Source organism: Streptomyces malaysiensis subsp. samsunensis, assembly GCF_024519315.1.
Classification (GTDB): Bacteria; Actinomycetota; Actinomycetes; order Streptomycetales; family Streptomycetaceae; genus Streptomyces; species Streptomyces malaysiensis.
Genome location: NZ_JANIIC010000010.1, coordinates 123,817 through 150,258, shown reverse-complemented (window position 1 = coordinate 150,258; position 26,442 = coordinate 123,817). Strand labels below are relative to the sequence as shown.

Annotated in this window: 17 protein-coding genes; 9 read left to right on the top strand and 8 right to left on the bottom strand. The window is 71.1% G+C overall.

The window, feature by feature from the left end; translation table 11 throughout:
• Positions 1–135 precede the first annotated feature (135 nt).
• On the bottom strand, positions 136–2,886 hold the full coding sequence (locus NQU54_RS11590; protein ID WP_372505850.1) for a SpoIIE family protein phosphatase: 2,751 nt from the start codon (positions 2,884–2,886) through the stop codon (positions 136–138).
• Between the two features lie 275 nt (positions 2,887–3,161).
• On the opposite strand from NQU54_RS11590, the gene NQU54_RS11585 reads away from it, so the two are divergent.
• The gene (locus NQU54_RS11585) at positions 3,162–3,752 is read left to right on the top strand and encodes a DUF7144 family membrane protein (protein WP_441005740.1); all 591 of its coding nucleotides are present in this window, start codon (positions 3,162–3,164) and stop codon (positions 3,750–3,752) included.
• 48 nt (positions 3,753–3,800) lie between these two features.
• Positions 3,801–5,339 carry an ATP-dependent DNA ligase gene (locus NQU54_RS11580; RefSeq protein ID WP_257630973.1) on the top strand — a complete coding sequence of 513 codons (1,539 nt, stop codon included), beginning with the start codon at positions 3,801–3,803 and terminating at the stop codon, positions 5,337–5,339.
• A 102-nt stretch (positions 5,340–5,441) separates the two neighbouring features.
• Here the strand turns inward: NQU54_RS11580 and NQU54_RS11575 are convergent, their stop codons facing one another.
• Positions 5,442–6,656: an alginate lyase family protein gene (locus NQU54_RS11575; protein WP_257630972.1), complete on the bottom strand. Its 1,215-nt coding sequence runs from the start codon at positions 6,654–6,656 to the stop codon at positions 5,442–5,444.
• A gap of 164 nt (positions 6,657–6,820) precedes the next feature.
• On the opposite strand from NQU54_RS11575, the gene NQU54_RS11570 reads away from it, so the two are divergent.
• Positions 6,821–7,888: an endonuclease/exonuclease/phosphatase family protein gene (locus tag NQU54_RS11570; protein WP_257630971.1), complete on the top strand. Its 1,068-nt coding sequence runs from the start codon at positions 6,821–6,823 to the stop codon at positions 7,886–7,888.
• A 42-nt stretch (positions 7,889–7,930) separates the two neighbouring features.
• Here the strand turns inward: NQU54_RS11570 and NQU54_RS11565 are convergent, their stop codons facing one another.
• Entirely contained in the window at positions 7,931–8,980 is a 1,050-nt protein-coding gene (locus tag NQU54_RS11565; protein WP_237287773.1) for a LysR family transcriptional regulator, read from the bottom strand.
• Between the two features lie 157 nt (positions 8,981–9,137).
• Between NQU54_RS11565 and ligD the strand changes: the two genes are divergently transcribed.
• A complete protein-coding gene (gene ligD, locus NQU54_RS11560; protein WP_257630970.1) occupies positions 9,138–10,082 on the top strand; it encodes a non-homologous end-joining DNA ligase in 945 nt (314 codons plus the stop codon).
• Positions 10,083–10,128: 46 nt separating this feature from the next.
• Here ligD and NQU54_RS11555 read toward each other — a convergent pair whose 3' ends face one another.
• Positions 10,129–12,204 carry a PhoX family protein gene (locus tag NQU54_RS11555; RefSeq protein WP_257630969.1) on the bottom strand — a complete coding sequence of 692 codons (2,076 nt, stop codon included), beginning with the start codon at positions 12,202–12,204 and terminating at the stop codon, positions 10,129–10,131.
• A 269-nt stretch (positions 12,205–12,473) separates the two neighbouring features.
• Between NQU54_RS11555 and NQU54_RS49200 the strand changes: the two genes are divergently transcribed.
• From NQU54_RS49200 to NQU54_RS11540, 3 genes are all read left to right on the top strand, one after another.
• Positions 12,474–14,975, top strand: a complete 2,502-nt coding sequence (locus tag NQU54_RS49200) for a VWA domain-containing protein (RefSeq protein WP_306278603.1) — start codon at positions 12,474–12,476, stop codon at positions 14,973–14,975.
• Between the two features lie 159 nt (positions 14,976–15,134).
• Complete coding sequence (gene metG / locus NQU54_RS11545) at positions 15,135–16,880, top strand: methionine--tRNA ligase (RefSeq protein ID WP_257630968.1); 1,746 nt, start codon at positions 15,135–15,137, stop codon at positions 16,878–16,880.
• Positions 16,881–16,999: 119 nt separating this feature from the next.
• Complete coding sequence (locus NQU54_RS11540) at positions 17,000–17,395, top strand: response regulator (protein WP_069860318.1); 396 nt, start codon at positions 17,000–17,002, stop codon at positions 17,393–17,395.
• A 42-nt stretch (positions 17,396–17,437) separates the two neighbouring features.
• On the opposite strand, the gene NQU54_RS11535 is transcribed toward NQU54_RS11540, so the two are convergent.
• Both NQU54_RS11535 and aspS read right to left on the bottom strand, forming a co-directional pair.
• On the bottom strand, positions 17,438–17,575 hold the full coding sequence (locus NQU54_RS11535; protein ID WP_372505848.1) for a hypothetical protein: 138 nt from the start codon (positions 17,573–17,575) through the stop codon (positions 17,438–17,440).
• A gap of 946 nt (positions 17,576–18,521) precedes the next feature.
• Positions 18,522–20,330, bottom strand: a complete 1,809-nt coding sequence (aspS, locus tag NQU54_RS11525) for an aspartate--tRNA ligase (protein WP_257630967.1) — start codon at positions 20,328–20,330, stop codon at positions 18,522–18,524.
• Between the two features lie 119 nt (positions 20,331–20,449).
• Here aspS and NQU54_RS11520 point away from each other — a divergent pair, with 119 nt between their 5' ends.
• Entirely contained in the window at positions 20,450–22,588 is a 2,139-nt protein-coding gene (locus tag NQU54_RS11520) for an ATP-binding SpoIIE family protein phosphatase (RefSeq protein WP_257630966.1), read from the top strand.
• Between the two features lie 172 nt (positions 22,589–22,760).
• On the opposite strand, the gene NQU54_RS11515 is transcribed toward NQU54_RS11520, so the two are convergent.
• On the bottom strand, positions 22,761–23,912 hold the full coding sequence (locus NQU54_RS11515) for a Dyp-type peroxidase (protein ID WP_257630965.1): 1,152 nt from the start codon (positions 23,910–23,912) through the stop codon (positions 22,761–22,763).
• Between the two features lie 66 nt (positions 23,913–23,978).
• Here NQU54_RS11515 and NQU54_RS11510 point away from each other — a divergent pair, with 66 nt between their 5' ends.
• On the top strand, positions 23,979–25,322 hold the full coding sequence (locus NQU54_RS11510; RefSeq protein ID WP_257630964.1) for a right-handed parallel beta-helix repeat-containing protein: 1,344 nt from the start codon (positions 23,979–23,981) through the stop codon (positions 25,320–25,322).
• A gap of 7 nt (positions 25,323–25,329) precedes the next feature.
• On the opposite strand, the gene NQU54_RS11505 is transcribed toward NQU54_RS11510, so the two are convergent.
• Positions 25,330–26,010: a hypothetical protein gene (locus NQU54_RS11505; RefSeq protein ID WP_257631008.1), complete on the bottom strand. Its 681-nt coding sequence runs from the start codon at positions 26,008–26,010 to the stop codon at positions 25,330–25,332.
• Between the last annotated feature and the right edge of the window lie 432 nt (positions 26,011–26,442).

The following is a 26,442-nucleotide window of genomic DNA, read 5'->3' as shown; positions in this document are numbered from 1 at the left end:
TATGACGATCCGTCAAATCCGGGCGCCGTGGAGCGTCATCTTCCGGACGCATATGCCGCCGCCATCGGCGGCCATCGCCCTGCCGGTCGTATGGGGGCGCGCGGCGGACGCCCCGCCTCGCCGTGTCCCGCGCCGTTACGGAATCGCCAGCTCCGCCCAGATGACCTTGCCGTCCGAGGTGTAGCGGGTGCCCCAGCGCTCGGCGAACTGGGCGACCAGGAAGAGCCCCCGGCCGCCCTCGTCCATCGTCGCCGCGTACCGCAGATGCGGGGAGGTGCTGCTGGAGTCGGAGACCTCGCAGATCAGGGCGCGGTCGCGGAGCACCTGCACCCGGATCGGGCCGGTGGCGTGGCGGATGGCGTTGGTGATCAGCTCGCTGAGCACCAACTCGGCGGTGAACGCGACCTCGTCCAGCCCCCATTCGTCCAGCTGCCGCATGACATCGGCACGCACCCCGGCCACGGCGGCGGGGTCGGACGGCACGTCCCAGGAGGCCACGCGGTCGGTACCCACGACCCGGGTACGGGCGGCGATCAGGGCGATGTCATCGCTGGGGTTGCTGGGCAGCAGCGCGTCCAGCACCTCGGTGCAGATCTCGTCGGGCGTCCGGCCGGGGTGGGACAGGGCGGCGCGCAGCATCTCCAGTCCGGTGTCGATCTCCCGGCGGCGGTCCTCGATGAGCCCGTCGGTATAGAGGACGAGATGGCTGCCCTCGGCCAGCTCCACCTCGGCGGTCTCGAACGGCAGCCCGCCCAGGCCCAGCGGCGGCCCCGCGGGCAGATCGAGGAACTCCACCGAACCGTCCGGACGCACCAGCGCGGGCGGTGGATGACCGGCCCGCGCCATCATGCAGTGTCGGGTGACGGGATCGTAGATCGCGTACAGACAGGTGGCCCCGGTGATCCCCTCGCTGCCGCCGCCCCCGCCGCTGCCGTTCGGCCCACCGGGGCCCTCGTCCTGGTCGATCCGGGCGATCAGATCGTCGAGATGGGAGAGGATCTCATCGGGCGGGAGATCGAGCGTGGAGAAGTTGTGCACCGCCGTACGCAGCCGTCCCATCGTCGCGGCCGCGTGCAGACCGTGCCCCACCACATCGCCCACCACCAGCGCCACCCGCGCCCCCGGCAGCGGAATGACATCGAACCAGTCGCCGCCCACCCCCGATTCGGCCGGCAGATAGCGGAAGGCCACGTCCAGGGCGCTCTGGGTGGGCAGGGCGCGCGGCAGCAGGCTGTGCTGGAGGGTCACCGCCATGGTGTGTTCGCGGGTGTAGCGGCGGGCGTTGTCGATGCAGACCGCGGCGTGCGAGGCGAGCTCCTCGGCGAGGGAGACCTCTTCCTCCTCGAAGGGCTCGCGCTGCTTCATGCGCCAGAAGTTGACCACGCCCAGCAGCACGCCCCTGGCCCGCAGCGGCACGGTGACCAGCGATCGGACGCCGTAGTCGATGATCTTGGCGGTCCGCTCGGGGTCCTGGGCCTGCCAGCCGGTGGCCTCGGAGAGATCGGTCTCCACGACCGGTTCACCGCCGCTCAGCCCGAACGCCTGGGGTGAGGACGGGACGAACGAGAAGATCCGGCCGGCCGGATAGAAAGGGGGATCGGAGCGGATGCCGTGGACGGCCGACCGGCGCATCTCGACGCCGCCGATCGCCAGCGGCTCATCGCCGCGCGCCACGGGCTCCGCCAGGTCGACGGTGACGAAGTCGGCGAAGCGGTCGACCGCCACCTGCGCCAGCTCCTCGGCGGTCCGGCCCACATCGAGCGTGGTGCCGATCTCCACGCTCGCGTCGTAGAGCAGTTTGAGCCGCTTCTGCGCCACTTCGGCACGGCCGGAGAGGGCGCGCAGCTCGGTGGAGTCGCGCAGGGTGGCGACGCTGCCGGGCGGGCCGCCGGCCCGGTCGGTCAGCCGGTTGTTGATGGCCAGCAGCCGGTCGCCGGCCACCAGTACCTCGTCGGTGACATCCCGCCCGGAGGCCAGCACATCGGCGACATGGGGCTCCAGGCCCAGGTCGTCCACCAGCCGTCCCTCCGGCCGCAGCGGCAGATCGAGCAGCCGCGACGCCTCGTCGTTGGCCAGTACGAGGCGCCCGTCGCCGCCGACGATCAACACGCCCTCGCGCACCGAGTGCAGCACCGCGTCATGGTGCTCGTACATCCGCGTCATCTCGACCGGATCCAGGCCGCGGGTCTGCCGCCGCAGCCGCCTGGTCACCAGCGCGGTGCCGCCGGTGGCGAGGACGAGCGAGGCGGAGACGGCGCCGACCAGGAGCGGCAGCTGACGGTTGGCGAGCCCGCTCACCTTCTGGATGGTGATCCCCGCGCCGACCGCACCGACGACCTTGTGGTGGCTGTCGAAGATGGGCGCCACCGCGTCCATCGCCTCCCCCAATGTGCCGGGACCGGTATGGGTGATGGTGTGCCCGTGCAGCGCCGGCTCGATGACACCGACGTAGTGTTGGCCGATCCGGTTGGGATTGGGGTGAGTGAGCCGGATCCCCCTGGTGTTCATGACCACGACAAAATCCAGCCCGGACCCCTTGCGGGCGGCCTCGGCCCTGGGCTGGAGCACCTTGGTGGGACTGGTGCTGTGCAGGGCCTGGACGATACCGGGGGAGTTGGCGAAGGACTCGGCGACCGCGATGGACCGGCCGCGGGCCTCGTCGGTGGCGTCGTGCCGCACCTGGAGCACGAGGGCGAAGGTCGCCGCCGCGCCGAGCAACAGCACGATCACCAGCTGGAGAACGAAGACCTGCCCGGCCACGCTGCGGACGCTCAGCCACGATCGAAAGCGCCGGCCCGCCACCTCCGGGCGCTCCCGGCGCCGACTCCGTGGGCGCCGACCGGGGAACATGCGGGCAGCCCACGATCGACCCATAAACCGGGCCATACAGATACATCTACACCGGGAATTCCTGGAAGGCGAATCTCCGCTTCCACTGGCCAGGCGCCCTTACATTCCGCATGCGACGCACGACTTTCCGTATCGAGTCGCTTACGGAACGCCCCCATCGCGGGCTCCGCGACAGGACTTTGGGCGGACCTTCGGTGGGCGAGGTGCCGAAGGCGAGGCTCTATGCAAATCTAAGAAAAAGGGTAATTCACCCTTATTGCCGCACATCGGTGTCATGGTGGCGCCGATTGCGCCTGACGAAGGAGCCCGACATGGCCAGTCACGCCGGTGGAGTTCAGACAGGGGCCGCCCCGGGCCACATGCACCGGGCGGTGAGCGGATGGCTCGTCTTCGCGGCGGTCATGATGATCTTCAGTGGTCTGATGAACCTGCTCCAGGGCATCTCGGCCATCCAGACCGACCGAGTGTTCCTGGTCACGCAGAGCTATATCTTCCAGTTCGACCTCGCCGGATGGGGATGGGTCCACCTGGGCGTGGGCATCGCCCTCCTGGTCGCCGGATTCGCGGTGTTCACCGGGGCGATGTGGGCCCGCGTAGCCGGTGTGGTGCTGGCCGGTCTGGCTCTGATCGCCAACTTCCTGTGGCTGCCGTACTACCCGGTCTGGGCCACGGTGCTGCTCATCGTCGACGCCCTCGTCATCTGGGCGCTGTGCGCCGGGCCGAGCCGTGGCGGCGCGGGACGCGCGGACATGGGACGTGGCGACACGGGACGCGCGGACATGGGACGCACGGAGCCGGGCCGCACCGACATGGGCCGCACGGACACGGGCCGCACGGACATGGGACGTGGCGACACGGGACGCGGCGACACGGGACACACGGAGCCGGGACACCCCGCCTGAGGGGCGCCGCACCTGGTTTCCGCCCGGGGTGCGGGGCAGGCTGGAGCCATGCTGCTGGCTGATGTCGCGCGGACCTCCCGCCAGGTCGCGGCCACCTCCGCCCGCTCGGAGAAGATCGCCGCGCTGGCCCGGCTGTTCCGGCGTACGGAACCGGCCGAAGCGGCCGTGGTGATCACCTACCTCGCGGGCAAGCTGCCCCAGCGCCGCACCGGAGTGGGCTGGTCCACCCTGCGCCACCGGCGGGAACCCGCCGCCGAGCCCACGCTGACCGTGCTCGATGTGGACGAGGCCCTGAGCCGGGTCGCGGCGGTCTCCGGCAGCGGTGCGACGGCGGCCCGCAAACGGCTGGTGGGCGAGCTGCTGTCCGCCGCGACCAAGGAGGAGCAGGGCTTTCTGCTCGGCCTGATCGGCGGCGAGCTGCGGCAGGGGGCGCTGGAGGGACTGGCCGTGGAGGGGCTCGCCGAGGCGGTGGGCGCACCGGCCGCCGAGGTGCGGCGGGCGGTGATGCTCGGCGGTTCGCTGGGCGCGGTCGCGGGGGCGCTGCTGGCGCGCGGCCCGCAGGCGCTGGCCGACTTCCGGCTCGAGGTGGGGCGGCCGGTGCTGCCGATGCTCGCGCGGAGCGCCAAGGACCTCGACGAGGCCATGGACCGGCTGGGGCCGTGCGCGGTCGAGGAGAAGCTGGACGGGATCCGGGTGCAGGTGCACCGGGACGGCGCGGACGTACGGATCTACACCCGCACCCTCGACGAGATCACCGACCGGCTGCCGGAGGTCGTCACGGCCGCGCGGGAGCTGGCGGTGGACCGGGCGATCCTCGACGGCGAGGTGATCCTGCTGGACGCCGAGGGGCGGCCCCGGCCGTTCCAGGAGACCTCCGGACGGGTCGGCTCCCGGCTCGATGTGCCCGGGGCGTCGGCCGCGCTGCCGCTGTCCCCCGTCTTCTTCGATCTGCTCGTGGTGGACGACCGCGATCTGCTCGACCTCCCGGCCCATGAGCGCCATGCCGAACTGGCCCGGATCACCCCCGGGCCCCGGCGGGTGCGGCGGCTGGTGGCCGACGACCCGGCGGATCCGGAAACCCGGCGGGCGGCACGGGAGTTCGCCGCGGACGTGCTGGCCAGGGGCCATGAGGGGGTGCTGGTCAAGGCGCTGGAGGCGCCGTACGGCGCGGGACGGCGCGGGGCGTCCTGGCTGAAGGTCAAACCGGTGCACACCCTCGACCTGGTGGTGCTTGCGGCGGAGTGGGGGCACGGCCGCCGCACCGGGAAGCTGTCCAACCTCCATCTGGGCGCGCGGGCGGCGGACGGCACGTATCTGATGCTGGGCAAGACCTTCAAGGGGCTCACCGACGCGATGCTGGAGTGGCAGACGGAGGCGCTGCTGGGCGTCGCGGTCAGCGACGACGGCTGGGTGGTGCGGGTGCGGCCGGAGCTGGTGGTGGAGGTGGCCTTCGACGGGCTCCAGCGCTCGTCCCGCTATCCGGCGGGCGTCACACTGCGGTTCGCGCGGGTGCTGCGCTACCGGGAGGACAAGCCGGCGGATCAGGCGGACACGGTCGAGACGGTGCTGGCACTGCGCGGCGGGTGACGACGGGGCCCGGCGGCCCGAGGCCCGGGACCCCGGAGGCCCGGCACGCCGGAACCCCGGGCCGCGCGGCGGCCCGGGGTCGGCCCCTGGTCAACCGGGGAATCAGGCGGGGTTCTCCGCGTGGGTCAGGGTCTCCCAGCCCAGGAAGAGGCTGTTCGTACCCGCCGGGCGCTGCTGCTCGGTGAGCTTCTGGGTGTTGGTCATGGCGGTGCCGAGCCGGGTGTGCAGGGCGTTGAAGCCGACCTCGGTGACCGGTCCGAGGCCGCGCTTGACGCTGCCGCCGCACAGCCAGGACGGCGGGGCCTCGCCCAGTTCGTACTTCGACTGGAAGCCCAGCGCCTGCCGCAGCCGCTCGCCCACCTCGGGGTAGAGGTCCTGGCCCTGGATGCGGCTGGTCTCGGCGACATGCGAGATGGAGGAGATGCCGTATCCGGTGTGAGTGAAGTCGCGGCAGGTCTCCTGGGTGAGGCCGGTGACGAAGGTCGACTGGCCCTGCCAGTAGTTGATGATCTTGTCGCGGGTGTCCAGTCCGCTGCCGGGCGCGGTCTTGGGCAGGGCGCCGTCGGACCCCAGGTAGATATAGGCGGGGACGCGGCCGCGGAACTTGGCGATGGCCTTGTCGTAGTTGGCCCGGTCGTCGAGGAAGACGGAGATGCCGGTGGCGGCCTCCATCATCGTCAGCTCCCAGTTGCCGTTGGAGTTCGAACCGCCGATGACCTTCGGCAGATAGACGTTGCGCAGCATGGTCTTGAAGCGGTCGATCGAGGCGGCGGACCAGCCGTCGTAGGTGTAGCGGATGATCTCGGCCGCCCGGGGCCACGAGGACCCGGCCCAGCCGGTCTGGAGCGGGGCGTTGCTGTTGGTGTGGTCCTTGATGGTGGCCGACCAGGCGTCCATGATCTGGATCGCCTTGTCGGCGTAGCGGCTGTCGCGGCTGATGTACCAGGCCAGCGAGAGGGAGTAGGCGGCGAGCGCGTCCTGGCGCTCATCGGTGCAGCCGATGTTGGGGTCGGAGTAGGGACCGCATTCGACGACCGCGCGGGGCTTGGGGGTGCGCGACAGCGAGGCGTACGGGCTCGCCAGCATCGCGTCGTACGCGCCCTTCCAGGGCTGGGCGCCCGCGTTCACCTTGGAGCGGACGAAGTCGAGCTGGGCGCGGCTGACGAGGACGCCGGGGTGGGTGAAGGCGGCCTTGGGGGTGGCCTCGGGCGCGGCGGACGGCTGGGTCTGCCCGGCCGTGGCCGGTCCGGTGAGGACGCCCGCCAACAGCGCGGCCAGCGCTGTGGCGAGGGCGAGATGCAGAGCTCTGGTGCGCATGGGGGCGGCTCTCCTGTCGAGGCGATGGGTTCTTGTATGTGAACAACGGATGCCGACATGAACTCCTGCGATGCCCCGGGAAGTTAGCTCATGAACACGTCAAGGTCTAGACCTTCTGTGCGTACGAGAGAATGTGCGCCCCCGCCCCGATCGAGAGGCCCAGCGTGGAGACGACAGTCGCGGAGGACCGAGCCGCCGACCCCGGCCGGCCGCCCGGCGCCCCGCGCGGCGCCCGGGGCGCCGCCGGCCGGCTGCTACGACTCCCCGCCGGACGGGGCCGACGCTGGGCGGCCTGGTGCGCGATGCCGCCGCTGGCCCTGGTCAGCGTGGTGGTGATCTGCCGGGCCACGGACACCGACGGCATCACCCCCATACCTCAGCTGCTGGCCTTTCTGCCCTGGCTGCTCGTCCCGGCGGCGCTCGCACTGATGCTCGGCACGGCCGCCCGCTGGCCGCTGGGGTGCGGCTGGGCGCTGGCGGCAGCGGCGGCCACCGGGTGGTTCATCCAGCCGTACGACAACGGCCCGCTGCCCGAGCCGCGCGGACCGGTCCTCGCCCGGCTGCGGGTGATGACCGCGAACCTCGAGTTCGGCCAGGCCAGGGAGGGGCTGCTGAGCGCGCTGCGCCGGGAGCGGCCGGATCTGGTCGCGGTGCAGGAGTGCGATACGGAGTGCGCCGAGGCGCTGGACTCGGCCGACGTGCGCACCGGCTACCCGTACCGGAGCATCGCCCTCGGCGACAGCCCCGCCGCGGGCTCGGCCATCCTCAGCCGCCATCCGCTGACCCCGGCGGAGGGGGTGCGCGGAACGCTGCGGATGCCGGAGGCCGTCGTACGGATCGCGGGGCAGCGGCTGCGGATGCAGGTCGCCCACCCCATGCCGCCGGTACCGGGCGGGGTGGACCTCTGGCGCACCGAGCTGGGGCGGCTGCGGGCCTACGCCGCCGGGCGGGGCGGGGAACCCACCCTGATCGCGGGCGACTTCAACGCCACCCAGGACCACGCCGCGTTCCGCGCCGTCCTGGACACCGGGCTGCGGGACAGCGCACGGGCCGCCGGAGTCCCCCGCACGCCCAGCTGGCCGAGGGCCACGACCCCGATCCTGGGGGCGCAGATCGACCATGTGCTGGTCAGCCAGGCGCTGCGGCCGCGCACCGCCCGCTTCCTGGATCTGCCGCACACCGACCACCGGGCGCTGCTGGTGGAGCTGGACCTGTACGGACCACGGGGCTGATCCGGGGGCTCGGCTCCCACTCGGCTCCCACTCGGCTCCCGCTCAGCTCTCGCTCGGGTCGTAGGAGTTGGCCAGCTCGAACGGATCGGGCTCCAGGCCCGCCGTCGGCCAGCGCTGCTCCCGCTGCCAGCGCGCGTTCTCCTGCGCGAGCGCGTCCCAGAGCAGATTGAGCGGATGGGCCGCGTCGTAGGACGCGCGCTCACCGCGCCGGGCGAAGGCCCCCAGCAGCACCTCCAGCCGGGGCCCGGTGTCATTGACCAGCTCGACGGCGCGCAGCCCGCGTCCGTACGCCACCCTCGGATCGCCCGCCGCGTCCGCGACGCCCTTGGTGACCAGCATGCAGCCGCGCAGCAGACCCGAGCGCAGCAGCTCGAAACCGTAGTTGACGGTGTCGATCTCGGCGGCGATGCGCAGCTTGTTGCGGTAGTCCCCGCCGAACCAGGTGTGCAGCACCCCCGCCATCAGCCCGCTGGCCGAGACCACCAGCGGCAGGGTGCGCAGCGCGCTGGTCGGAGCGGTGGGGCCGGGCAGTTCGGCGCCGGACAGATTGGTCAGCAGCGAGACCCCGCTGCGGCGCCACTCCATCACATCGAAGGCGGCGAGTTCGTCGTCGCCCTCGGGCCTGGTCACCACCGAGCCGCACACCAGGTCGACATCCTTCGCCCGCAGCTTGGCCAGCACATCCCGGGTGCGCACATGGCCGACCTTGAGCTCGATGGCGCGCTGCCGGAAGTCGTCGGCCACCCGTTCCCCGGCGCCCGCCAGATAGCTGAGGGTAAATCGGGTGGTGCCCACCATCAGGGTTTTTCCCAAGCGCCGCCGCGACTCATGGATGCCGTCCAGCCAGTCGCCGAGAGTTCCGCGCGCCAATTCGACCAGGGCTTCTCCGGTGCCGGTGAACAGCACGTCCTTGCCACGCCCCTGCTTGAGTATGAGAGGTTCGCCGCAAAGCTCGCGAAAGTTCCGGTTCATGGTGTCGATCTGCTTTTGCACACTGGACTGTTCACGGCCCAGAATCCGTGCGGCGCCCAGTGCGGTACCGGCCTCATGGACCATGATCAGAGTGCGCAACTGGTCCATCGTGGTATCCATGAGCGCGAGCGGGCTCTGCGCCCAGCGGCCGCGCCGATCCGTCGTCGGCGGGCCGGGCGATCCGGGTCTCACCATGATTTCCCCCGCTTTTCAACGTCCTACGGTTTTCCTGACTTCAGAGTTTAGTCAGCGATCCATGTGGTTACCCGGGTCCGATATGAGCGAGAAGCGGACCGATGCACGGAACGTCAGGAGCGGGGGCCGCACCGTACGGATCAGCCGGCCGGAAAAGGAGCTCTTCCCCGGCGACGGGATCACGAAGTGGGATCTCGTCGAGTACTACCGTTCGGTCTCCCGCCGCATCATTCCGCAGTTGCGCGGCCGCCCTTTGATGATGGAACGCCATCCGGACGGAATCGGCGGCAAGCCGCTCATGCAGAAGAACGCACCCGACTACTTTCCGGACTGGGTGCGCCGCGCCGTACTCCCCAAAGAGGGCGGCGAGGTCGTCCATGTGGTCTGCGACGACACCGCGACCCTCCTCTACCTCGCCGACCAGGCATGCGTCACCCCGCACCGCTGGCTCTCCCGCGCCGACCGGCCCGACCACCCCGACCGGCTGGTCTTCGACCTCGATCCGCCCTCGTCGGGGGAGTCCGGCTTCGAGGAGGTGCGCTGGACGGCCCGCCGCTGCTGCGGGCTGCTCGGCGAGCTGGGACTGCCGGGGCTGCTGATGACCACCGGCTCGCGCGGACTGCACGTCATCGTCCCGCTGGACCGCCGCGCCGACTTCGACACCGTGCGGTCCTTCGCCCATGACGCCGCCGATCTGCTGGCCGCCCGCCACCCCGACCGGCTCACCACCGAGCCGCGCAAGGCCAACCGGCGCGGCCGGCTCTACCTGGACATCCAGCGCAACGCCTATGCGCAGACCGCCGTCACCCCGTACGCGGTGCGCGCCCGCCCGGGAGCCCCCGTCGCCACGCCCATCGACGGGCGGGAGCTGGACGACCCGGAGCTGCGGTCGGACCGCTGGACGCTGCGGACCCTCCGCGAGCGGCTCGCGAACGACCCCTGGGCCCGTACGGACACCAGGGGCCGTTCGCTGCGCGCCCCGCGCGAGCGGCTGAAGCGGCTCGCGGAGGGCGAGGGCGAGGGCTAACGCTTGAGCGTCATACGCCTCACGCGTCTCGTGTGCCCCGCGTACCTCAGGCGCCGATGTCGCCGCCGTCGCGCCGCCAGACGCTGATCACGGACGGCCGGGTCAGCTTGCCCGGACCGTCGGGCCAGGTGGACGCGGGCTTCTCGACGCTCGCACCGTCGAGCTCGCCCGGGTGCTGCACGGCCACCAGCACCCGCCGGTCCTGCACGATCGGACCGCAGGTCTCGGCGCCGGTGGGCACGGTCAGGAACTGCTTGACCTCACCGCGCCGGCTGCCCGCCGTCGCCACGCCGAACAGCCCGTCGTGGTTGCCGAGCGCGTTGCCGTCGGTGGAGATCCACAGATTGCCGTACGCGTCGAAGGTGATGTTGTCCGGGCAGGAGATCGGGCTGACCTGGTCCTTGGGGAAGCCGCCGAAGTAGGTGCTCGGGTCCTCGGGGTCGCCGCAGACCAGGAACAGCCGCCAGTTGAAGCGGGTGGAGCCGGCGTTGTTCCAGCGCTCGGTCAGCTCCAGGATCTGGCCGTGCTTGTTGCCGTTGCGCGGGTTGGCCTCGTCGGCCGGGGCCTTGTCCGCCTTGCCGCGGTCGGTGTTGTTGGTCAGCGCGATGTAGACGCGGCCGGTGCGCGGGCTCGGCTCCACGTCCTCGGGGCGGTCCATCTTCGTCGCACCCACCTTGTCGGCGGCGATGCGCGTGAAGACGTACACCTCCTCGGCAGTCATGCCCTCCACGAAGGAGCGGTCGCCGCAGGCCAGCGGGATCCACTCACCGGCGCCGTCGAACTCGCCGTCCTTGGGCAGCTTTCCGGAGCCGTCGATCTCGGCGGCCGGGCTGTCACCGGTGAACTTGGCGACGTACAGCGTGCCCTCGTCCAGGAGCGTGCGGTTGTGCTCGCGGGCGATGCGGCTGTTGCCCTTCATCATCCGCTTGGCGGAGACGAACTTGTAGAAGTAGTCGAACTTCTCGTCGTCGCCCATGTAGAGGACCGGACGGCCGTCGCTGGTCAGCCGGGGCTCGGCGGCCTCGTGCTTGAAGCGGCCCAGCGCGGTCAGCTTGCGCGGGGTGGAGTCGGGGTCGAACGGGTCGATCTCGATCACCCAGCCGAAGCGGTTGGTCTCGTTCGGCTCCTTGACCACGTCGAAACGGTCGTCGAACCGTTCCCACTTGCGCTCGGAGGCGGCACCGGCGATTCCGTAGCGCTTGAGGCGGGCCGCGGTGGTCGGGTCGGTGACCGAACCGGCGTTGGCGAAGTACTGGTTGAAGTTCTCCTCGCCGGAGAGCACCGTGCCCCACGGCGTGATGCCGCCACCGCAGTTGTTCAGCGTGCCGAGGATGCGCTTGCCGGACGGGTCGGCGGAGGTGCGCAGCAGCTCGCTGCCCGCCGCCGGGCCGGTGACCTCGAACGCGGTGGTCGCGGTGATACGGCGGTTGAGGCGGTGCCGGGGCACGGCGGTGAGCCGGCCCAGCCTGCGCTCCTCGGCCGTCACGACCACGGACAGCCCGTGCGCGGCCCAGCCGATCTCGGCCTGCTCGCGGGTGGGGTTCTCCGGGTCGTACCCGGAGAACATCAGCACCTCGTCGGTGTACTCGTGGTTGACCACGAGCAGCTGGTGGTCACGCTCGCCGGGGACGTCCAGCACCGCCATGTAGTCGTTGTTGTAACCGAACTGGCCCTCCTGGGCCTTGGCGCTCTGCTTGTCCGGGTCGAACGCGGGCGCACCGCGCAGGATCGGGTCGCCCCAGCGGATCACCACGTTCTGGTCGTGGCCCTCGGCGGTGACCACGACGTCCTCGGTGTTGGGGGCGACCGGCGCGAAGCGGAGGCCGCGGGCGGCCTTGCCCTTGGCCGCCGCGCCGGCGGGGGCGGCGGCGCTGTTCGCCGCGGCGGACGCCTGCGGCGCCCGCTCCACCGCCACGACACCGGTCGCGGCGGCCACGGTCACCACCGCGCCGGCCCGCAGCAGCGAACGGCGCGACGCGGCACCGGCGATGACATCGCCCACGTAGGCGTTGTCGCTGGTGTTCGGCGTCTCGTGAAAGCAGGCGTCGCCACAGCGGTACCGGCATGTCAGCGCGGAACGACCGCCCGGGTGTGAGCTGATGAGCGGCAGGAGGTTGCGCACGTCTTCCCCTCCGTAAGGGTGTCACGTATGGGCTTCGCACGGCCCGCATGGGCGGTGAGCCCACGCGGTCCGGGCCGACATGACGTCGGGATCCTTTGGCGGCGAAGCTATGGGCGTAGAACCGCATAGCGGCGACGAACGCCTGAACCAGAGGTGAACGAAGCGCGAGCGGAATCGGCGGAAGAGGGCCGCCGAACGGCCCGCTAGCCTTTCGGCACCACGGTCATGCACCGCCATGCACCGCACTCGACACGTGAGAGGTATCTCCCATGGGCATACGGGACCTACTGCGCAAAGTTTTCGGCCGCTCCCGAACCACGGGGGTGGACGATGCTTCTGCTGCGCCGGAGGCGGCGGTTGTCCCGGACCCCCAGTCCGCGGAGCCGAAGTCGGCGAAGCCGACGGTGGACGAGGAGGCCGGGCAAAAGGCCGAGTCGGACGCCGGACCCACGAAGGAGGCTGAGTCCGCGGTTGAGGCTGAGCCGAAGCCTGACCCTGAATCGACTGCGGACCCCCTGGTCCCGGCCTCGGACTCCTCGGATTCCCCGGATTCCCCGGATTCCCCGGACGACGAATCCGCGCACGACCCGGCCCTGTCCACCCCGCTGAAGTCCCTCGACGAGATCCTGAAGTCCCCCGAGCACGAGGACACGTCAACGTCGGACGGTGAGTCCGCGGTTGCGGCAGCGGCCGACGAGAAGGAAACGGCCGCCCCGGAGCAGGGGGCGGACGAGCCCGCCGCCGAGGCCGAGGCAAAAGCCGCGTCCGAGCCGCCTGCGGACGATGACGACGCCACGTCCCCCACCGCGTCGGCGACCGACGTGAAGGACGAGGCGGAGACAGCCGAGGCCGAACCGGAGTCCACCGCCACGGCTGAGGCCGACGCGGACGTGGACGCGGATGCGGATGCCACGGCGGCTCCGGCGGCGGAGGCACGTGCCGCCGCCGAGGCGGAGACGGAGGCTGGCGACGAGCCCGCCGAGGCGGAAGCGGCAGCCAAGCCCGCAGCCGACCACAAGCCCGCGGAAGCGGAGGCGGAAGCCAAGCTGGAAGCCGAGCCCGCAGCCGCAAGCAAGCCCGCGCCCCAGACCGACGACGAGCCCGCCGAGACTGAGGCGGAAGCCAAGGCCGAGGCGGAGCCCGCAGCCGCGAGCGCCCCCGAGCCCGCAGCCGACCACAAGCCCGCAGAGGCAAAGGCCGAACCCGCCGAGCCGGTGGCGGAAGCCGCCGAGGCGGAGGCGGAGACCGGTACGGCGTCCGACTCCACGGCCGAGGCCGAGCCAGTCGCCGAGGCTGAGGGCAAGACGGAAGCGACCGAGGCCGAGGCGAACGCCGATGCCACGGCAGCCTCGGCACCGGAGCCGAGTGCCGAGGCGGCGGCCGCAAGCGCCCCTGCACCCGAAGCCGACGCCGAGCCCACGGAAGCGGAAGCCAAGCCGGAGGCCGAGCCCACAGCCGCAAGCGACCCCCAGCCCGAGGCCGACGACAAGCCCGCCGAGGCGCAGGAGGGCACCGCCGCAGCCAAGACCGACGATGAGCCCGCCGAGGCGAAGGCGGAAGCGGAGGCCGAAGGCGCCCCCGCCTCCGAAGCCAACGACGAGCCCACGGAAGCGGAAGCCAAGCCGGAAGCCGAGCCCGCAGCCGACGTCGAGCCCGAGACTGACGCCGAGCCGAAGGTCGAGACCGCAGCCGATGCCGAGGCCAAGGGCGAGCCCGCGGCCGCGGCCGCATCTGAGGTCGAGGCCAAGGACGGCCCCGAGCCCGAGACAACGCCCGAGCCCGCGGCCACGCCCGCAGCCGACCCCGAGCCCGAGCCTGAGCCCGCGGCCACGCCCGACCCCGAGCCGGTCGCAGCCGCCACCGCAGCCGCAGCCGCCACTGCACCCACCGCCACCGCCACCGCAGCCGCCCCCAAGACCGACGCGCCCGCCACCGCAGCCGCCCCCAAGACCGACGCGCCCGCCACCGCAGCCGCCCCCAAGACCGACGCGCCCGCCACCGCAGCCGCCCCCAAGACCGACGCGCCCGCCACCGCAGCCGCGTCCGAGGCCGACGCGCCCGGCATCCCCCTCGGCGATCTCGAGTCGCGGGCGTCCGGGCTGGTCGGGGCGTACAGCGCCGCCGGGGAGGCCGTGCGGGCGCATGGGCTGGCCGGGCAGCGGGCGGTTGTCTACCTCGTGCTGGACCGGTCCGGGTCGATGCGGGGGTACTTCAAGGACGGCACCGTTCAGCACCTCGCCGACCAGGCACTCGCCCTGTCCGCGCGGCTCGACACCAGCGGCACCGTGCCCGTCGTGTTCTTCTCCACCGACATCGACGGCACCGCCGAGATCGAACTGGACCACCACACCGGCCGTATCGAGGAGCTGCACGGCTCGCTCGGGCACATGGGGCGGACGAACTACCACACCGCCGTCAACGCCGTCATCGAGCACTACAAGGCGTCCGGCACCACCGACCCCGCGTTCGTGATCTTCCAGACGGACGGCGCGCCCACCGCCAAGACCGCCGCCGAGAAGGCGCTGTGCGAGGCGGCGGGGCTGCCGCTGTTCTGGCAGTTCCTCGCGTTCGGGGACCCGGAGGCGAAGGGGTTCGACTTCCTGCGGAAGCTGGACACCTCGCCCGCCCTCGCCGTCCCGGAGAAGCGGGCGGTCGACAACACCGGCTTCTTCCACGCGGGGCTCGACCCTCGTACGGTCGCCGACGCCGAGCTGTACGGGGAGATCCTGAAGAAGTTCCCGGGCTGGCTGGCCGCCCGCGAGCAGGGCTGACGAGCGACCTCACCCAGGCGGGCGCCGCTCCGGCGCCACCCCGGGGGCCATCCGCCGCGGAAAAAACGCCGCGCGGGTGGCCCCCGCCGCTCGGATACGATATTGGCGGCTCAGTAGAGCAAAAAGTCACTTACCGTATCGACTCGGGAGCAGCCTGCAATGGCTCGACACCTCATCACCAGCGCCCTTCCCTACATCAACGGGATCAAGCACCTGGGCAACATGGTGGGGTCCATGCTCCCGGCCGACGTCTACTCCCGCTATTTGCGCCAGCGCGGCCATGACGTCCTCTACATCTGCGCCACCGATGAGCACGGCACCCCCGCCGAGCTGGCCGCCAAGGAGGCCGGGCTGCCGGTCGACGAGTTCTGCGCCCAGCAGCACGACGCGCAGCGGGCGGTCTACGACGGCTTCGGGCTCGCCTTCGACTACTTCGGCCGCAGCTCCTCCGCGCAGAATGTGCAGATCACCCAGACGATCGCACGTGAGCTGAAGGCGAACGGCTTCATCGAGGAGCGCTCGATCCGCCAGGTGTACTCCAACGCCGACGGCCGCTTCCTTCCCGACCGCTATATCGAGGGCACCTGCCCGCACTGCGGCTACGACAAGGCCCGCGGCGACCAGTGCGAGAACTGCACCCGTGTGCTCGACCCGACCGATCTGATCGACGCCCGCTCCGCGATCAGCGGCAGCAGCGATCTGGAGGTCCGGGAGACCAAGCACCTCTTCCTGCTCCAGTCCAAGCTGGCGGACGAGGTCGCCGCCTGGGTCGACGAGCACGGCAAGGAGTGGCCGACGCTGGCCTCATCGATCGCCCGCAAGTGGCTGAACGAGGGGCTCCAGGACCGGGCGATCACCCGCGACCTGGACTGGGGCGTACCGGTGCCCGCCGACGCCTGGCCGGACCTGGCGGCCGAGGGCAAGGTCTTCTACGTCTGGTTCGACGCCCCGATCGAGTACATCGGAGCCACGAAGGAGTGGGCGGACGCCGCGAAGGACACGGACGCGGAGCTCCGCGACTGGAAATCGTGGTGGTACGACGTGGACGAGTCCGTCCGCTACACCGAGTTCATGGCCAAGGACAACGTCCCGTTCCACACCGTGATGTTCCCGGCCACCCTCCTCGGCACCCGGGACGCCTGGAAGAAGGTCGACTACGTCAAGGCGTTCAACTGGCTGACGTACTACGGCGGGAAGTTCTCCACCTCCCAGAAGCGCGGGGTGTTCACGGACGCCGCGCTCGAGGTGCTGCCCGCCGACTACTGGCGCTACTTCCTGATGGCGAACGCCCCCGAGTCCGACGACACCTCCTTCACCTGGGAGCACTTCACCGCCACGGTCAACAAGGACCTGGCCGACACCCTCGGCAACTTCGTCAACCGCGTGCTGTCCTTCTCCCGCAAGCGGTTCGGCGACGAGGTCCCGGCCGGGAAGGCCGCCGGTGAGGCGGAGGAGCGCCTGGGCGAGGAGATCGCGCGGCTGCTGGCGGAGTACGAGGAGCACATGGACACGCTCCAGTTCCGCAAGGCCGCGGCGGCGCTGCGCGCCCTGTGGAGCGCGGGCAACTCCTATTTGGAGGAGAAGGCTCCCTGGCTGGAGATCAAGGCCGACCAGGAGGCCGCGGCCCTCACCCTCCGTACGGCGATGAACCTCATCCACCTCTACGCGATCGTCTCCGAGCCGTTCATCCCGGCCTCGGCGCGGGCCATGCGGTCGGCGTTCGCGCTGGGCGAGGACACCGCGACCTGGGTCGGCCAGGAGGAGGCGCGGGCGCTGGCGTCGGTCCCGGCGGGCACGGCCTTCACCGTTCCCCCGGTGCTCTTCGCGAAGATCACCGAGGAGGACCTGGAGTCCTACCGGGAGCGGTTCGGCGGCGCGGAGCAGAACGGGAACGGCGCCGCGTAAGGCGTTTGTACGCGGTGCCGCACGGCCGCTCATGCGCGTGTTGATCGCGCGACAACCGTTCGTTTAGTCCTCTCGATGACCCTGTGGAGTCCAATTCCATCGGGAAGTCGAGGAATGCGGTGCCGGACGTACGTGTCACGGTGACGGTCCACGGCCCCGACCCGCTCAGCCGGGCCGGGGTCTTGCGTCATCTGAAGCATCAGCCCAGCGTCGAGCTGGTCGACCGGCCAGGTCCGCTCGGTGGCGAGCCCCGCGGCGCGGTCGCCGTCATGCTCGCCGAGCGCCTCGACGACCGCGCGGGGGCGGAGCTGCGCCGCCTGGTGCGCGGCGGCCGGCAGCGGGTGGTGCTGATCGCGGGTGAGCTCCGTGAGACGGAGCTGATGGCGGTGATGGAGTACGGCGTCCAGGCCGTCTTATGGCAGCACCGGACCACGCCGAAGCGGCTGTTGCGCGCCGTGCACCGGGCGGCCCGCGCGGACCGGGGCACACCGTGCGGCGTGGACCGGCGGCTGTGACCCCACGACTTCAGGGCTCCACGACTTCAGGGCCCCGGCGCTTCAGAGGTCCGTGCCGTCGTGGGTCGCGTCGGGGTCGACCCCCAGGGTGAGGCTTCCGGCGACCCCCTTCTCGATCCTTCCCTCGCGGTACTTCAGGCGCAGCAGACCGCCCCGCGCGCCGTTGCCGGGGGTTGGCAACTGCTCGCCCGGGAGTGAGTAAGGCCGGTTTAGCTCGATCGTGTGATGGTCGGCTTCTGGCCTTGCGGCGCCACAGGCGGGTTGGGTTAGCGTGGCTGTGCGATCTGGGACGCCGGGTGCGGTGCCAACGTGCGGGGCCCCTGCTCCACCAGAGAGATGGTTCAGGGCCTCCCCGTCGCCTCTGGCCGCATCCACATGGCCAGGTCGTGAGGGACTCCGCCCACCCGGCTCGGACCACGGACGCGATCCGTGTCGCCGCCCGGGACGCGAAAGCGGACGACCAGTACGCCCAAAACCGTTCGGGGCGTGCCAGTGAGCGGGCTCACTCCCGCTCACTGCCCAGGAATGGTAGATCCCGTCCTCGTCGAGGGTGGTGCGCCGGTGGTGCTGGTGTTGTACGGGGCCACTTCAGCCGTCGGTGGGCGGTGTCCCGGTCGGCGGGGTGCCGCCACCGCCGCCGCTCGAGCTCTCATGGAGGGTCATCGGGATGCCCTCCTTGCCCTCGGTGATGTCCTATCTGATCTTGTCGGCGTCTATGTAGTACGGCCCCTCGGTGGTCTCCGAGGTGAGCCGGTAACAGACCTCCCCGGACGGGGAGGACGCGGAGGCCGAGGGGTGGCGGAGGCGGCGGACGCGGATGTCCCGCCGGCCGATGCGGTGGTGGCGACGGCCGCTCCCAGGCCCGCCGCCGCGACCGCCGCGCCGCCCGCCACCACGATCCGCCGTCTCGTCATGTCCCGCCGGGGCCGCGGCCCGGGGTCGTTGCTCTGCTGTTCGGTCATGGGCCGGGACAGTAGGGAGACAACCTGGGAGCCCCATGGGTGCCGGCTGTGAATGGCTGTGCGAAGCGCGTCATTCGGCCACCGGCCGTCCACGGCCACTCATACGCGGGGCGGGGGCGCGCCGTTCGGCACGCCCCCGCCCTGTGGGTCTCGTTCCGCCCCGTCTACTCGGCGGGCTTCTCGGCCGTCTCGCCCGTCTTCTCGGCCTGCTTGACCTGCGGCGGCTTGCGCAGCGACAGGTGCAGCTCGCGCAGCCGGGTGTCGTCCACCTCGCTGGGCGCGCCCATCAGCAGGTCCTGGGCGTTGCCGTTGAGGGGGAAGGCGATGGTCTCGCGGATGTTGGGCTCATCGGCCAGCAGCATCACGATGCGGTCGACGCCGGGGGCGATACCGCCGTGCGGCGGGGCGCCGAAGTGGAACGCGCGCAGCATTCCGCCGAACTCGCGCTCGACCTCTTCCCGGGAGTAGCCCGCGATCTCGAACGCCTCGTACATGACCTCCGGCTCGTGGTTCCGGATGGCGCCGGAGGACAGCTCCACACCGTTGCAGACGATGTCGTACTGCCACGCCAAGATATCCAGCGGGTCCCGCGTGCGCAGGGCCTCCAGGCCGCCCTGCGGCATCGAGAAGGGGTTGTGGGAGAACTCGATCTGCCCGGTGTCCTCGTTCCGCTCGAACATCGGGAAGTCCACGATCCAGCAGAAGCGGAAGACGCCGTCCTCGAAGTGGCCGGCCCGCTTGGCGGCCTCGACCCGCACCGCGCCCATGATCTTGGAAACCTCGTCGAAGTCACCCGCGCCGAAGAAGATCGACGTGCCGGGCTTGCCCTCGACCTCGGTGATCAGCTTCTCGACGTCCTCGTCGGTGAGGAACTTCGCGATCGGGCCGGTCAGCTTGGAGTCCTCGCCGATCCGGACCCAGGCCAGCCCCTTGGCGCCCTGCTCCACGGCGAACTCACCGAGCAGGTCGAAGAACTTCCGGGGCTGCTCGGCGGTGTCCGGCACGGCCAGCGCGCGTACGTGCTTGTCGGCGAACGCCTTGAAGCCGGAGCCCTCGAAGATGTGGCTGACGTCCCGCAGCTCCAGCTGGGCCCGCAGGTCCGGCTTGTCGGAGCCGTACTTCAGCATGGCCTCGCGGAACGGGATCCGCGGGAAGGGCGAGGTGACGTGGCGGCCGCCGCCGAACTCCTCGAAGAGCTCGGTCATGACCTTCTCGATGACGCCGAAGACGTCCTCCTGCTCGACGAAGCTCATCTCGACGTCGAGCTGGTAGAACTCGCCCGGCGAGCGGTCGGCGCGGGCGTCCTCGTCGCGGAAGCAGGGCGCGATCTGGAAGTAGCGGTCGAAGCCCGCGATCATCAGCAGCTGCTTGAACTGCTGCGGGGCCTGCGGCAGCGCGTAGAACTTGCCCGCGTGCAGCCGGGAGGGGACCAGGAAGTCCCGGGCGCCCTCCGGCGAGGTGGCGGACAGGATCGGGGTGGCCAGCTCGTTGAACCCCTGCGCGGTCATCTTCTGCCGGATGGCGGAGATGACCGCTGAGCGCAGCATGATGTTGCGGTGCATCCGCTCGCGGCGCAGGTCCAGGAAGCGGTACTCCAGCCGCCGCTCCTCGCCGACCCCGTCCTCGGGGAAGACGGTGAAGGGCAGCGGGTCGGCGGCGCCGAGCACCTCGACGTCGGTGACCTCGACCTCGATCTCGCCGGTCGGCAGTTCGGGGTTGACGTTCTCCGCGCCGCGCGCGATGACCCGGCCGTCGACGCGGACGACGGTCTCCTTGGTGATCGAGCTCAGCGCCTCGTTGGCGGCGGTGTCGGGGCGCACCACTAGCTGGACCAGGCCGTAGTGGTCGCGGAGATCGATGAAGAGGATGCCGCCCAGGTTCCGTCGATTGTGGAGCCATCCGGAGAGCCGGACGTCGGTGCCGACGTCAGCGGCGCGGAGCTGACCACAGGTGTGGGACCGGTACCGATGCATCATTCATCCAAGTCGTGTCGAGCGGGAGGCGTACGTACCCTCGGGGAGCTTCCGGCCAAGCCTACCGGCGCGGTGCCCCTCACTGGTAAGCCGTTGGCAAACCCCCATAAGGTAGTGCAATGCGCACCGAGGACCTGCTGGCCGCCATAGCGACCGGCCTATGGCGGTGGGACAGTGTCTCGGGCGCTGTCACCTACGACGCGGAGGCGGCCCGGCTGGTGGGCCTTCCCGCCGAGCCCGTCACCGTTCCCGAGGCCGCCGCCCGCGCCTGTTTCCACCCCGCGGACTGGCTCGAGGTCAAGGCCATAGTCCAGCTCGCGGTGGCCGAGGGCACCCTGGCCGAGGCCCGGCTGCGCATCGTGGACGAGAAGGGCACCGTGCTGCGAACCGTGCGCACCCGGTCCCGGCCGATAGCGCGGGGCGGCAGCGAGGACGGCTACTACCTGCTCGGCACCCTCCAGGAGGTGCCCGATCCGCTGCCGGGCACCTCGGCCTTCGGCCCGCCGATCACCGGCGACTGGCGCCGCAACCGCGAGGCGTTCCTGCTGGACGCGGGGCGGGCGCTGGCGGAGGCGATGTCCACCGCCGAGGTGCTGCGGGTCGCGGCGGGGCTGTCCATGCCGGGCTTCACCCCGGACGGGCTCGCGGTCTTCGGCGTCCAGGGCGAGCGGATCTCGGTGATCGGCCATCACGGGCCCCGGGCGGGCACCGACCGCCCCCTGCACGACATCACGCTGAACACCGACCATCCGGCGGCCGAGGTGGTCCGCACCGGCCGGGCGGTCTATCTGCCCACCCCGGAGGAGTACCGCGGCCGGTTTCCGACCGCCTGGACGCCGGGCCGGACTCGTATCCGCCGGTCCTGGGCGTTTCTGCCGCTGATCGTCGCGGGCCGCACCATCGGCGCGTGGATGGCCGGATTCGCCTATCCGGTGTCGTTCTCGCCCGATGAGCGCTCGGTGCTGACAACGATCGCCCGGATGCTGGCCCAGGCGCTTTCCCGCACCGCGCTCCAGGAGACCGAGCGGGAGCTGGCGGACGGGCTCCAGCGCTCGATGCTGCCCGCCGACAAGCCCGATATCCCGGGGCTGACGGTGGCCGCGCGCTATGTGCCGACCGGCGGCGGGCTCCAGGTCGGCGGGGACTGGTACGACGTGATCGGGCTGCCGTCGGGGCGTACCGCGCTGGTGATCGGCGATGTGCAGGGCCACGATGTGCGCGCCGCGGGGATCATGGGCCAGCTGAGGATCGCGGTCCGGGCGTACGCCTCCGAGGGCCACCACCCCGACGCGGTGCTCTCCCGCGCCTCCCGTTTCCTGGCCGGTCTCGCCGAGCCCGAGGGCCCGGACGGCCGGTACGACCCGAGGTTCGCGACCTGCCTCTACATGGAGGTGGACCCGGTGGCCGGCACCCTGGACATCGCCCGCGCGGGCCACCCCGACCCGGCGGTCCGGCTCGCCGACGGCACGATGATGATCAGGCCCACGGCGGGCGGGCTGCCGCTGGGCATCGACCCGGACGCCGACTATCCGACCACCCGGGTGGTGCTGGAGCCCGGTGAGACGCTGCTGATGTGCACCGACGGGCTGATCGAGACCGGCGGGCACGATCTGGAGACCGGCTGGGACCGGATCCGGAAGGTCTTCGAGCGGCCCGTCATCCCGGCCGCCGGCTCCGGCGGTCTGGACTCCGACGATCTCGAGGTCCTGGCCGACTCCCTGGTGCAGGCGGTGCACGGACCGCCCTCCCACCACACCACCGGCCCGCTCGCGGACCGGCGCGAGGACGACATAGCGCTGCTGCTGATCCGCCGGGAGGCGGAGCTCTGCCTGGTCGGGCCCGGTTCTGCGCCGGTGCGGCGTACGGCGGTCACGGTCGCGCAGGCCGAGCCCGAGCGGATAGCGGGCGCCCGGCAGCAGCTTCGCGACATGCTGCACGACTGGGCCGACCCGGAACAGGTGGAGTCGGCGGTGCTGATGCTCTCCGAGATGGTCACCAACGTCCTGGTGCACACCGACGGGGACGCCCTGCTGGTGGCCGAGGTCCGCGGGCGGCACGGGGCCCGGCGGCTGCGGCTGGACGTCGCCGACAGCAGCGATGAGCTGCCGCACCGCCGCCGTCCGGGCGAGCTGGCCTCCTCCGGGCGCGGGCTGCTGCTGATGGAGGTGCTCGCCGACACCTGGGGAGTGGATCCGCGCGGCGACGGCAAGTGCATCTGGTACGAGCTGTACGAGGCCACGCCGGAGGACGGGGCCTGAGCGGCCTCGCTGAAGTCCGGTGCGGTTCGGGTGCGCCCCGAAGGGGCGCGGGGCTGTGTCGATATGCGGCTCCGCCGCGGCTGTGTCGATATGCGGCTCCGCCGCGTGGGACCAGCCACGACGGCGCCGCAGTCAGCCGACGACGCATCGGGGCACTTCCCGCGGAGCGCATTCAGCGGAAGAGCCGGGAACCGAGCGGGTGTTGTTCGTCGAAACCAGGAAGGATCAGGAAGGTCGCACTGGCGGTCGTGGTCGTGTATTCCAGCAGGGCGTCGGAATTGTCCATACGGGTGAGGGTGTTGGTGAACGTCCGTATGTCGTTCTGGAAGCTCATGAAGAGCAGGCCGGGAGTGGGTCCGTCGAAGCTGTAGGAGCGACGGAGCATGAGGCCGACGCCGACCGCCGTGGCGTGTGCCCTGCGGGCGTGGGCGTCCGCAGGGACGAGGTAGCGCCCGTCCGGCGTTTTGGCGCCGAGGTCCGGGCCGGAGGCGATGGTGCCGCCGGAGAGGGGTACGCCGGTGGCCCGGCGGCGGCCGAAGACCGCTTCCTGTTCGGCGACGGACAGCTTGGCGAACCGCGGCAGGTCGACTTCCATACGCCGTAGTACGGCGAGGGTGCCGTGGGCGACCGGAGCCGGCCCGGCCAACCACAGGTCGCGTCGTTGTTCGGCCCTCGTATGGGGGCCCACGATGCCGTCGATGAAGCCGAAGGGGTTTCGTGGCGCGGTGACGCCCCGATCCACCCGCACATTCGAACCGCGGACCCCGGACTGCCGCCAGCGTTCCCGTATCCGGTCACCGGCCTGCTCGACAAGCGCGGCGGCCACGACCGGTATCACCAAGGCGTCGTCGGCGCAGATCTGTATCAGCAGATCGCCGCCGCGTGCCCGGGAGGCGATCCGTTCGCGGGAGAACCGTGGGAGGTCCTTCGCGCCGGGCAGGGCGGGATCGACCTCGCGCACCAGCCGGGGGCCCACCCCGATCGTCACCGTCAGATCGCCCGGCTCCAGGCCCATCAGCCGTGCGTCGGTCCCCGCGACCAGGGTGCGGACGGCCTCGCCGAGTTCGGCCAGCAGCGGACGGACGGACACGGCGTCAACGAGGTCGGCCACCACGGCCAGCAGGTTCCGCTGGGCCGGCTGGGGAAGCGTGATGCCCGCCTGGTAGCGGCCCGTTGGTGACACCGGCGGGGTCGGCGCGGGGGCGTCGTCCCGGTCCGGCGGGGCGGAACGCGATTGGCACCCGGCGGAGAGGCCGACGGCGGTCACGGTGCCGGTGGCACCGAGAAACGTGCGGCGTGACGGGCGGGAGTCGGCTTGGCACACAGTGTGAACTGTGCCATATCCGCATCGGCGTCTGCGACTTGGCCCGCGCCGTGCCAGGATGGGGCCATGCCTCGTCTCCGTCTTCGCCTGATCGCCGCGGTGCTCGGAACCCTGGCACCCGTACTGGTCGGTTGCGGCGGAGGCGATGACGGATCGGACGACGGCCGGCGACCGTCCGGTGAGCACGTGACGATCAAGGTGCCGGGTGACGCCCCGACGATCTCGGCCGCGGTGTCCCTGGCCCGGCCCGGCGATCTCGTGCTGGTCGCGCCGGGCAAATACCACGAGTCGGTGAAGATCTCCACGGCTCGTATCACTCTTCGCGGCGAGTCCCGGGGCAAGGTGGTCATCGACGGGCGGTTACGGCAGCCGAACGGCATTGTCGTCGCCGCTCCCGGGGTGGCCGTGGAGAACCTGACCGTGGAGAACAACACGCAGAACGGGGTCCTGGTCACCGGCTCGGCGAAGGCGGCCGCCGGAGCGCCGGGGCAGTCCGGCGGCTACGACACCGGCGATGAGCCCGTCACCTTCCTGAAGTCGTTCCTGGTCTCCCACGTGACAGCGACCCGCAACGGGCTGTACGGCATCTACGCGTTCTCCGCGCAGAACGGCGTCATCGAGCACTCGTACACCTCGGGCTCGGCCGACTCGGGGATCTATGTCGGGCAGTGCAAGCCCTGTCGCATCGTGGTGCGGGACAACATCGCCGAACTCAACGCGGTCGGTTACGAAGGCACCAATGCCAGTGGCGACATGTATGTGGTCGGCAACCGCCTCGCCGGTAACCGGGTCGGACTCACCACCAACTCCGACCACCAGGAGAAATTGCTCCCGCAGCGGGATGCCGTCATCGCGGGCAACCTGATCGCGGCCAACCAGCAGTCGGCCACCCCCGAACAGGCCGACGGCGGATGGGGCATCGGCATCGGCGTCGACGGCGGCACCGACAACCAGTTCATCCGCAACCGGATCACCGGCAACAGCAACGCCGGGCTGGTGATCACCGCGACCGCCGACATTTCGCCGGACGGCAACCGGATCCTGGACAACACCTTCGCCGCCAACAGCGTTGACGTCGGCTGGACGTTCCCCACCGCCACCAAGGGACGGGGCAACTGCCTGCGCGGCAACGAGCTGCGCACGACGGTGCCCGCCCGGCTCGCGACCACCGCGTCCTGCCCGCGTCCCGCCCGGTCGGCCTCGCCGGCCGGCACCTGGGCGAAGCCGACGCCGCCCGGCGGTATCCCGTTCACCGAGGTGGCGGCGCCCGGACCACAGCCGCAGTTCCCGAAGGCCACCACCACGGGCGCCACCGCTGTTCCGGCCGTTCCGGCGCTACCGGAAACGGCGGACATCCGGCTGCCGTCGGCGGCACTGCTCGCCGCGGACGCGCGGGTGCGGACGTCCTGAGCGGCGGCTACCGCGCCGGAGTGGCTCCCGGTACCGGCCGGACCGGAACGTACTTCTGGGTGTCGAAATCGATGACCACCGGCCGCGATGCGGAAGCCACGCCGACGCGAACCCGGTACATGGTGCCGTCCGAGCCGATCCAGTAGCGCACGGCACCCGGCGTACCGGACCTGGTACGGGCGCTCGGCCCGGTCATGATGTCCACCTGATGGCCGTCCAGCCGGTCCTGCCCGACCCAGGCGGCACCGTTCTGCGGCAGCAGTTCGGCGTTCTCCGGCCGGTCGCTGCCGAGCTTCAGCGCGATGGCCAGCGAACTGTCCAGCGAACTGCCGTAGTTCTGGAGCGGACGGCGGTACCAGCCCGACTCCGGCGGCCATGCCGGTGCCTTCGCCGGGGTGTTCGCCATCGGGTGGACGAACACGGTGGTGGCCGTCCACTCGATCAGCCCGTCGCTGGACGTATCGCGCCCGGTGCCACGCACCACGCCGTAACCGATCTTGCCGCGGTAGTCGATGGATCCGGTGACGGTCAGCCCGCCGGCGGTGTTCGGCACGTTGATCGTCACCGCGCGCCCGCCCGCCTGGTAGTTGCGGAACCGCGTGACCGCCAGAAGGTTCGCCTGATCCGACGTCAATGCCTTTGGACCGCTGGGGGCGGAGCCGCTGCCGATGGCCAGGAACGCGGCCACCGCGACCGCCACACCGCCGATGGCGACTGCCACCCAGCGTGGCCGTAGCCATCGGCGGCGGCCGGCCGGGCGCCGCGGGAGACTTTTCTTGATTCTCGTGCTCCGCACCCTGCGCATTGCTAATTTCGTCCGCTCATTCACCCTCTGCTCTACCCCCGATCTTGGCGGCCACCCGGTACAGTATCGTCCCTGGTAGGGCGGTTCAGGATGACTATTCAGACTCTTGTGCTGTTTCCATGTGGGGAAGCGAGGACGAGTGCGACTGGCCTGGGGAAGGCACTCCCGAGTCCCTGAATTCGTCACATCCTCCAGAACGACCGAGAACGACCGGGTCCACCGAAACAGTGGTGGGCTCTTTTTCATGGCCGATGTGCGTTCGGCTCACATCACGAGGGGAGTGTGATGGCTGTGCGAAAAGTGTGTAGAAGATTA

Coding starts and splice junctions, on each gene's coding strand:
- NQU54_RS11590 (WP_372505850.1), bottom strand. CDS start 2,886: ATGGCCCGGTTTATGGGTCGATCGTGGGCTGCCCGCATGTTCCCCGGT.
- NQU54_RS11585 (WP_441005740.1), top strand. CDS start 3,162: ATGGCCAGTCACGCCGGTGGAGTTCAGACAGGGGCCGCCCCGGGCCAC.
- NQU54_RS11580 (WP_257630973.1), top strand. CDS start 3,801: ATGCTGCTGGCTGATGTCGCGCGGACCTCCCGCCAGGTCGCGGCCACC.
- NQU54_RS11575 (WP_257630972.1), bottom strand. CDS start 6,656: ATGCGCACCAGAGCTCTGCATCTCGCCCTCGCCACAGCGCTGGCCGCG.
- NQU54_RS11565 (WP_237287773.1), bottom strand. CDS start 8,980: ATGGATACCACGATGGACCAGTTGCGCACTCTGATCATGGTCCATGAG.
- ligD (WP_257630970.1), top strand. CDS start 9,138: ATGAGCGAGAAGCGGACCGATGCACGGAACGTCAGGAGCGGGGGCCGC.
- NQU54_RS49200 (WP_306278603.1), top strand. CDS start 12,474: ATGGGCATACGGGACCTACTGCGCAAAGTTTTCGGCCGCTCCCGAACC.
- metG (WP_257630968.1), top strand. CDS start 15,135: ATGGCTCGACACCTCATCACCAGCGCCCTTCCCTACATCAACGGGATC.
- aspS (WP_257630967.1), bottom strand. CDS start 20,330: ATGCATCGGTACCGGTCCCACACCTGTGGTCAGCTCCGCGCCGCTGAC.
- NQU54_RS11520 (WP_257630966.1), top strand. CDS start 20,450: ATGCGCACCGAGGACCTGCTGGCCGCCATAGCGACCGGCCTATGGCGG.
- NQU54_RS11510 (WP_257630964.1), top strand. CDS start 23,979: ATGCCTCGTCTCCGTCTTCGCCTGATCGCCGCGGTGCTCGGAACCCTG.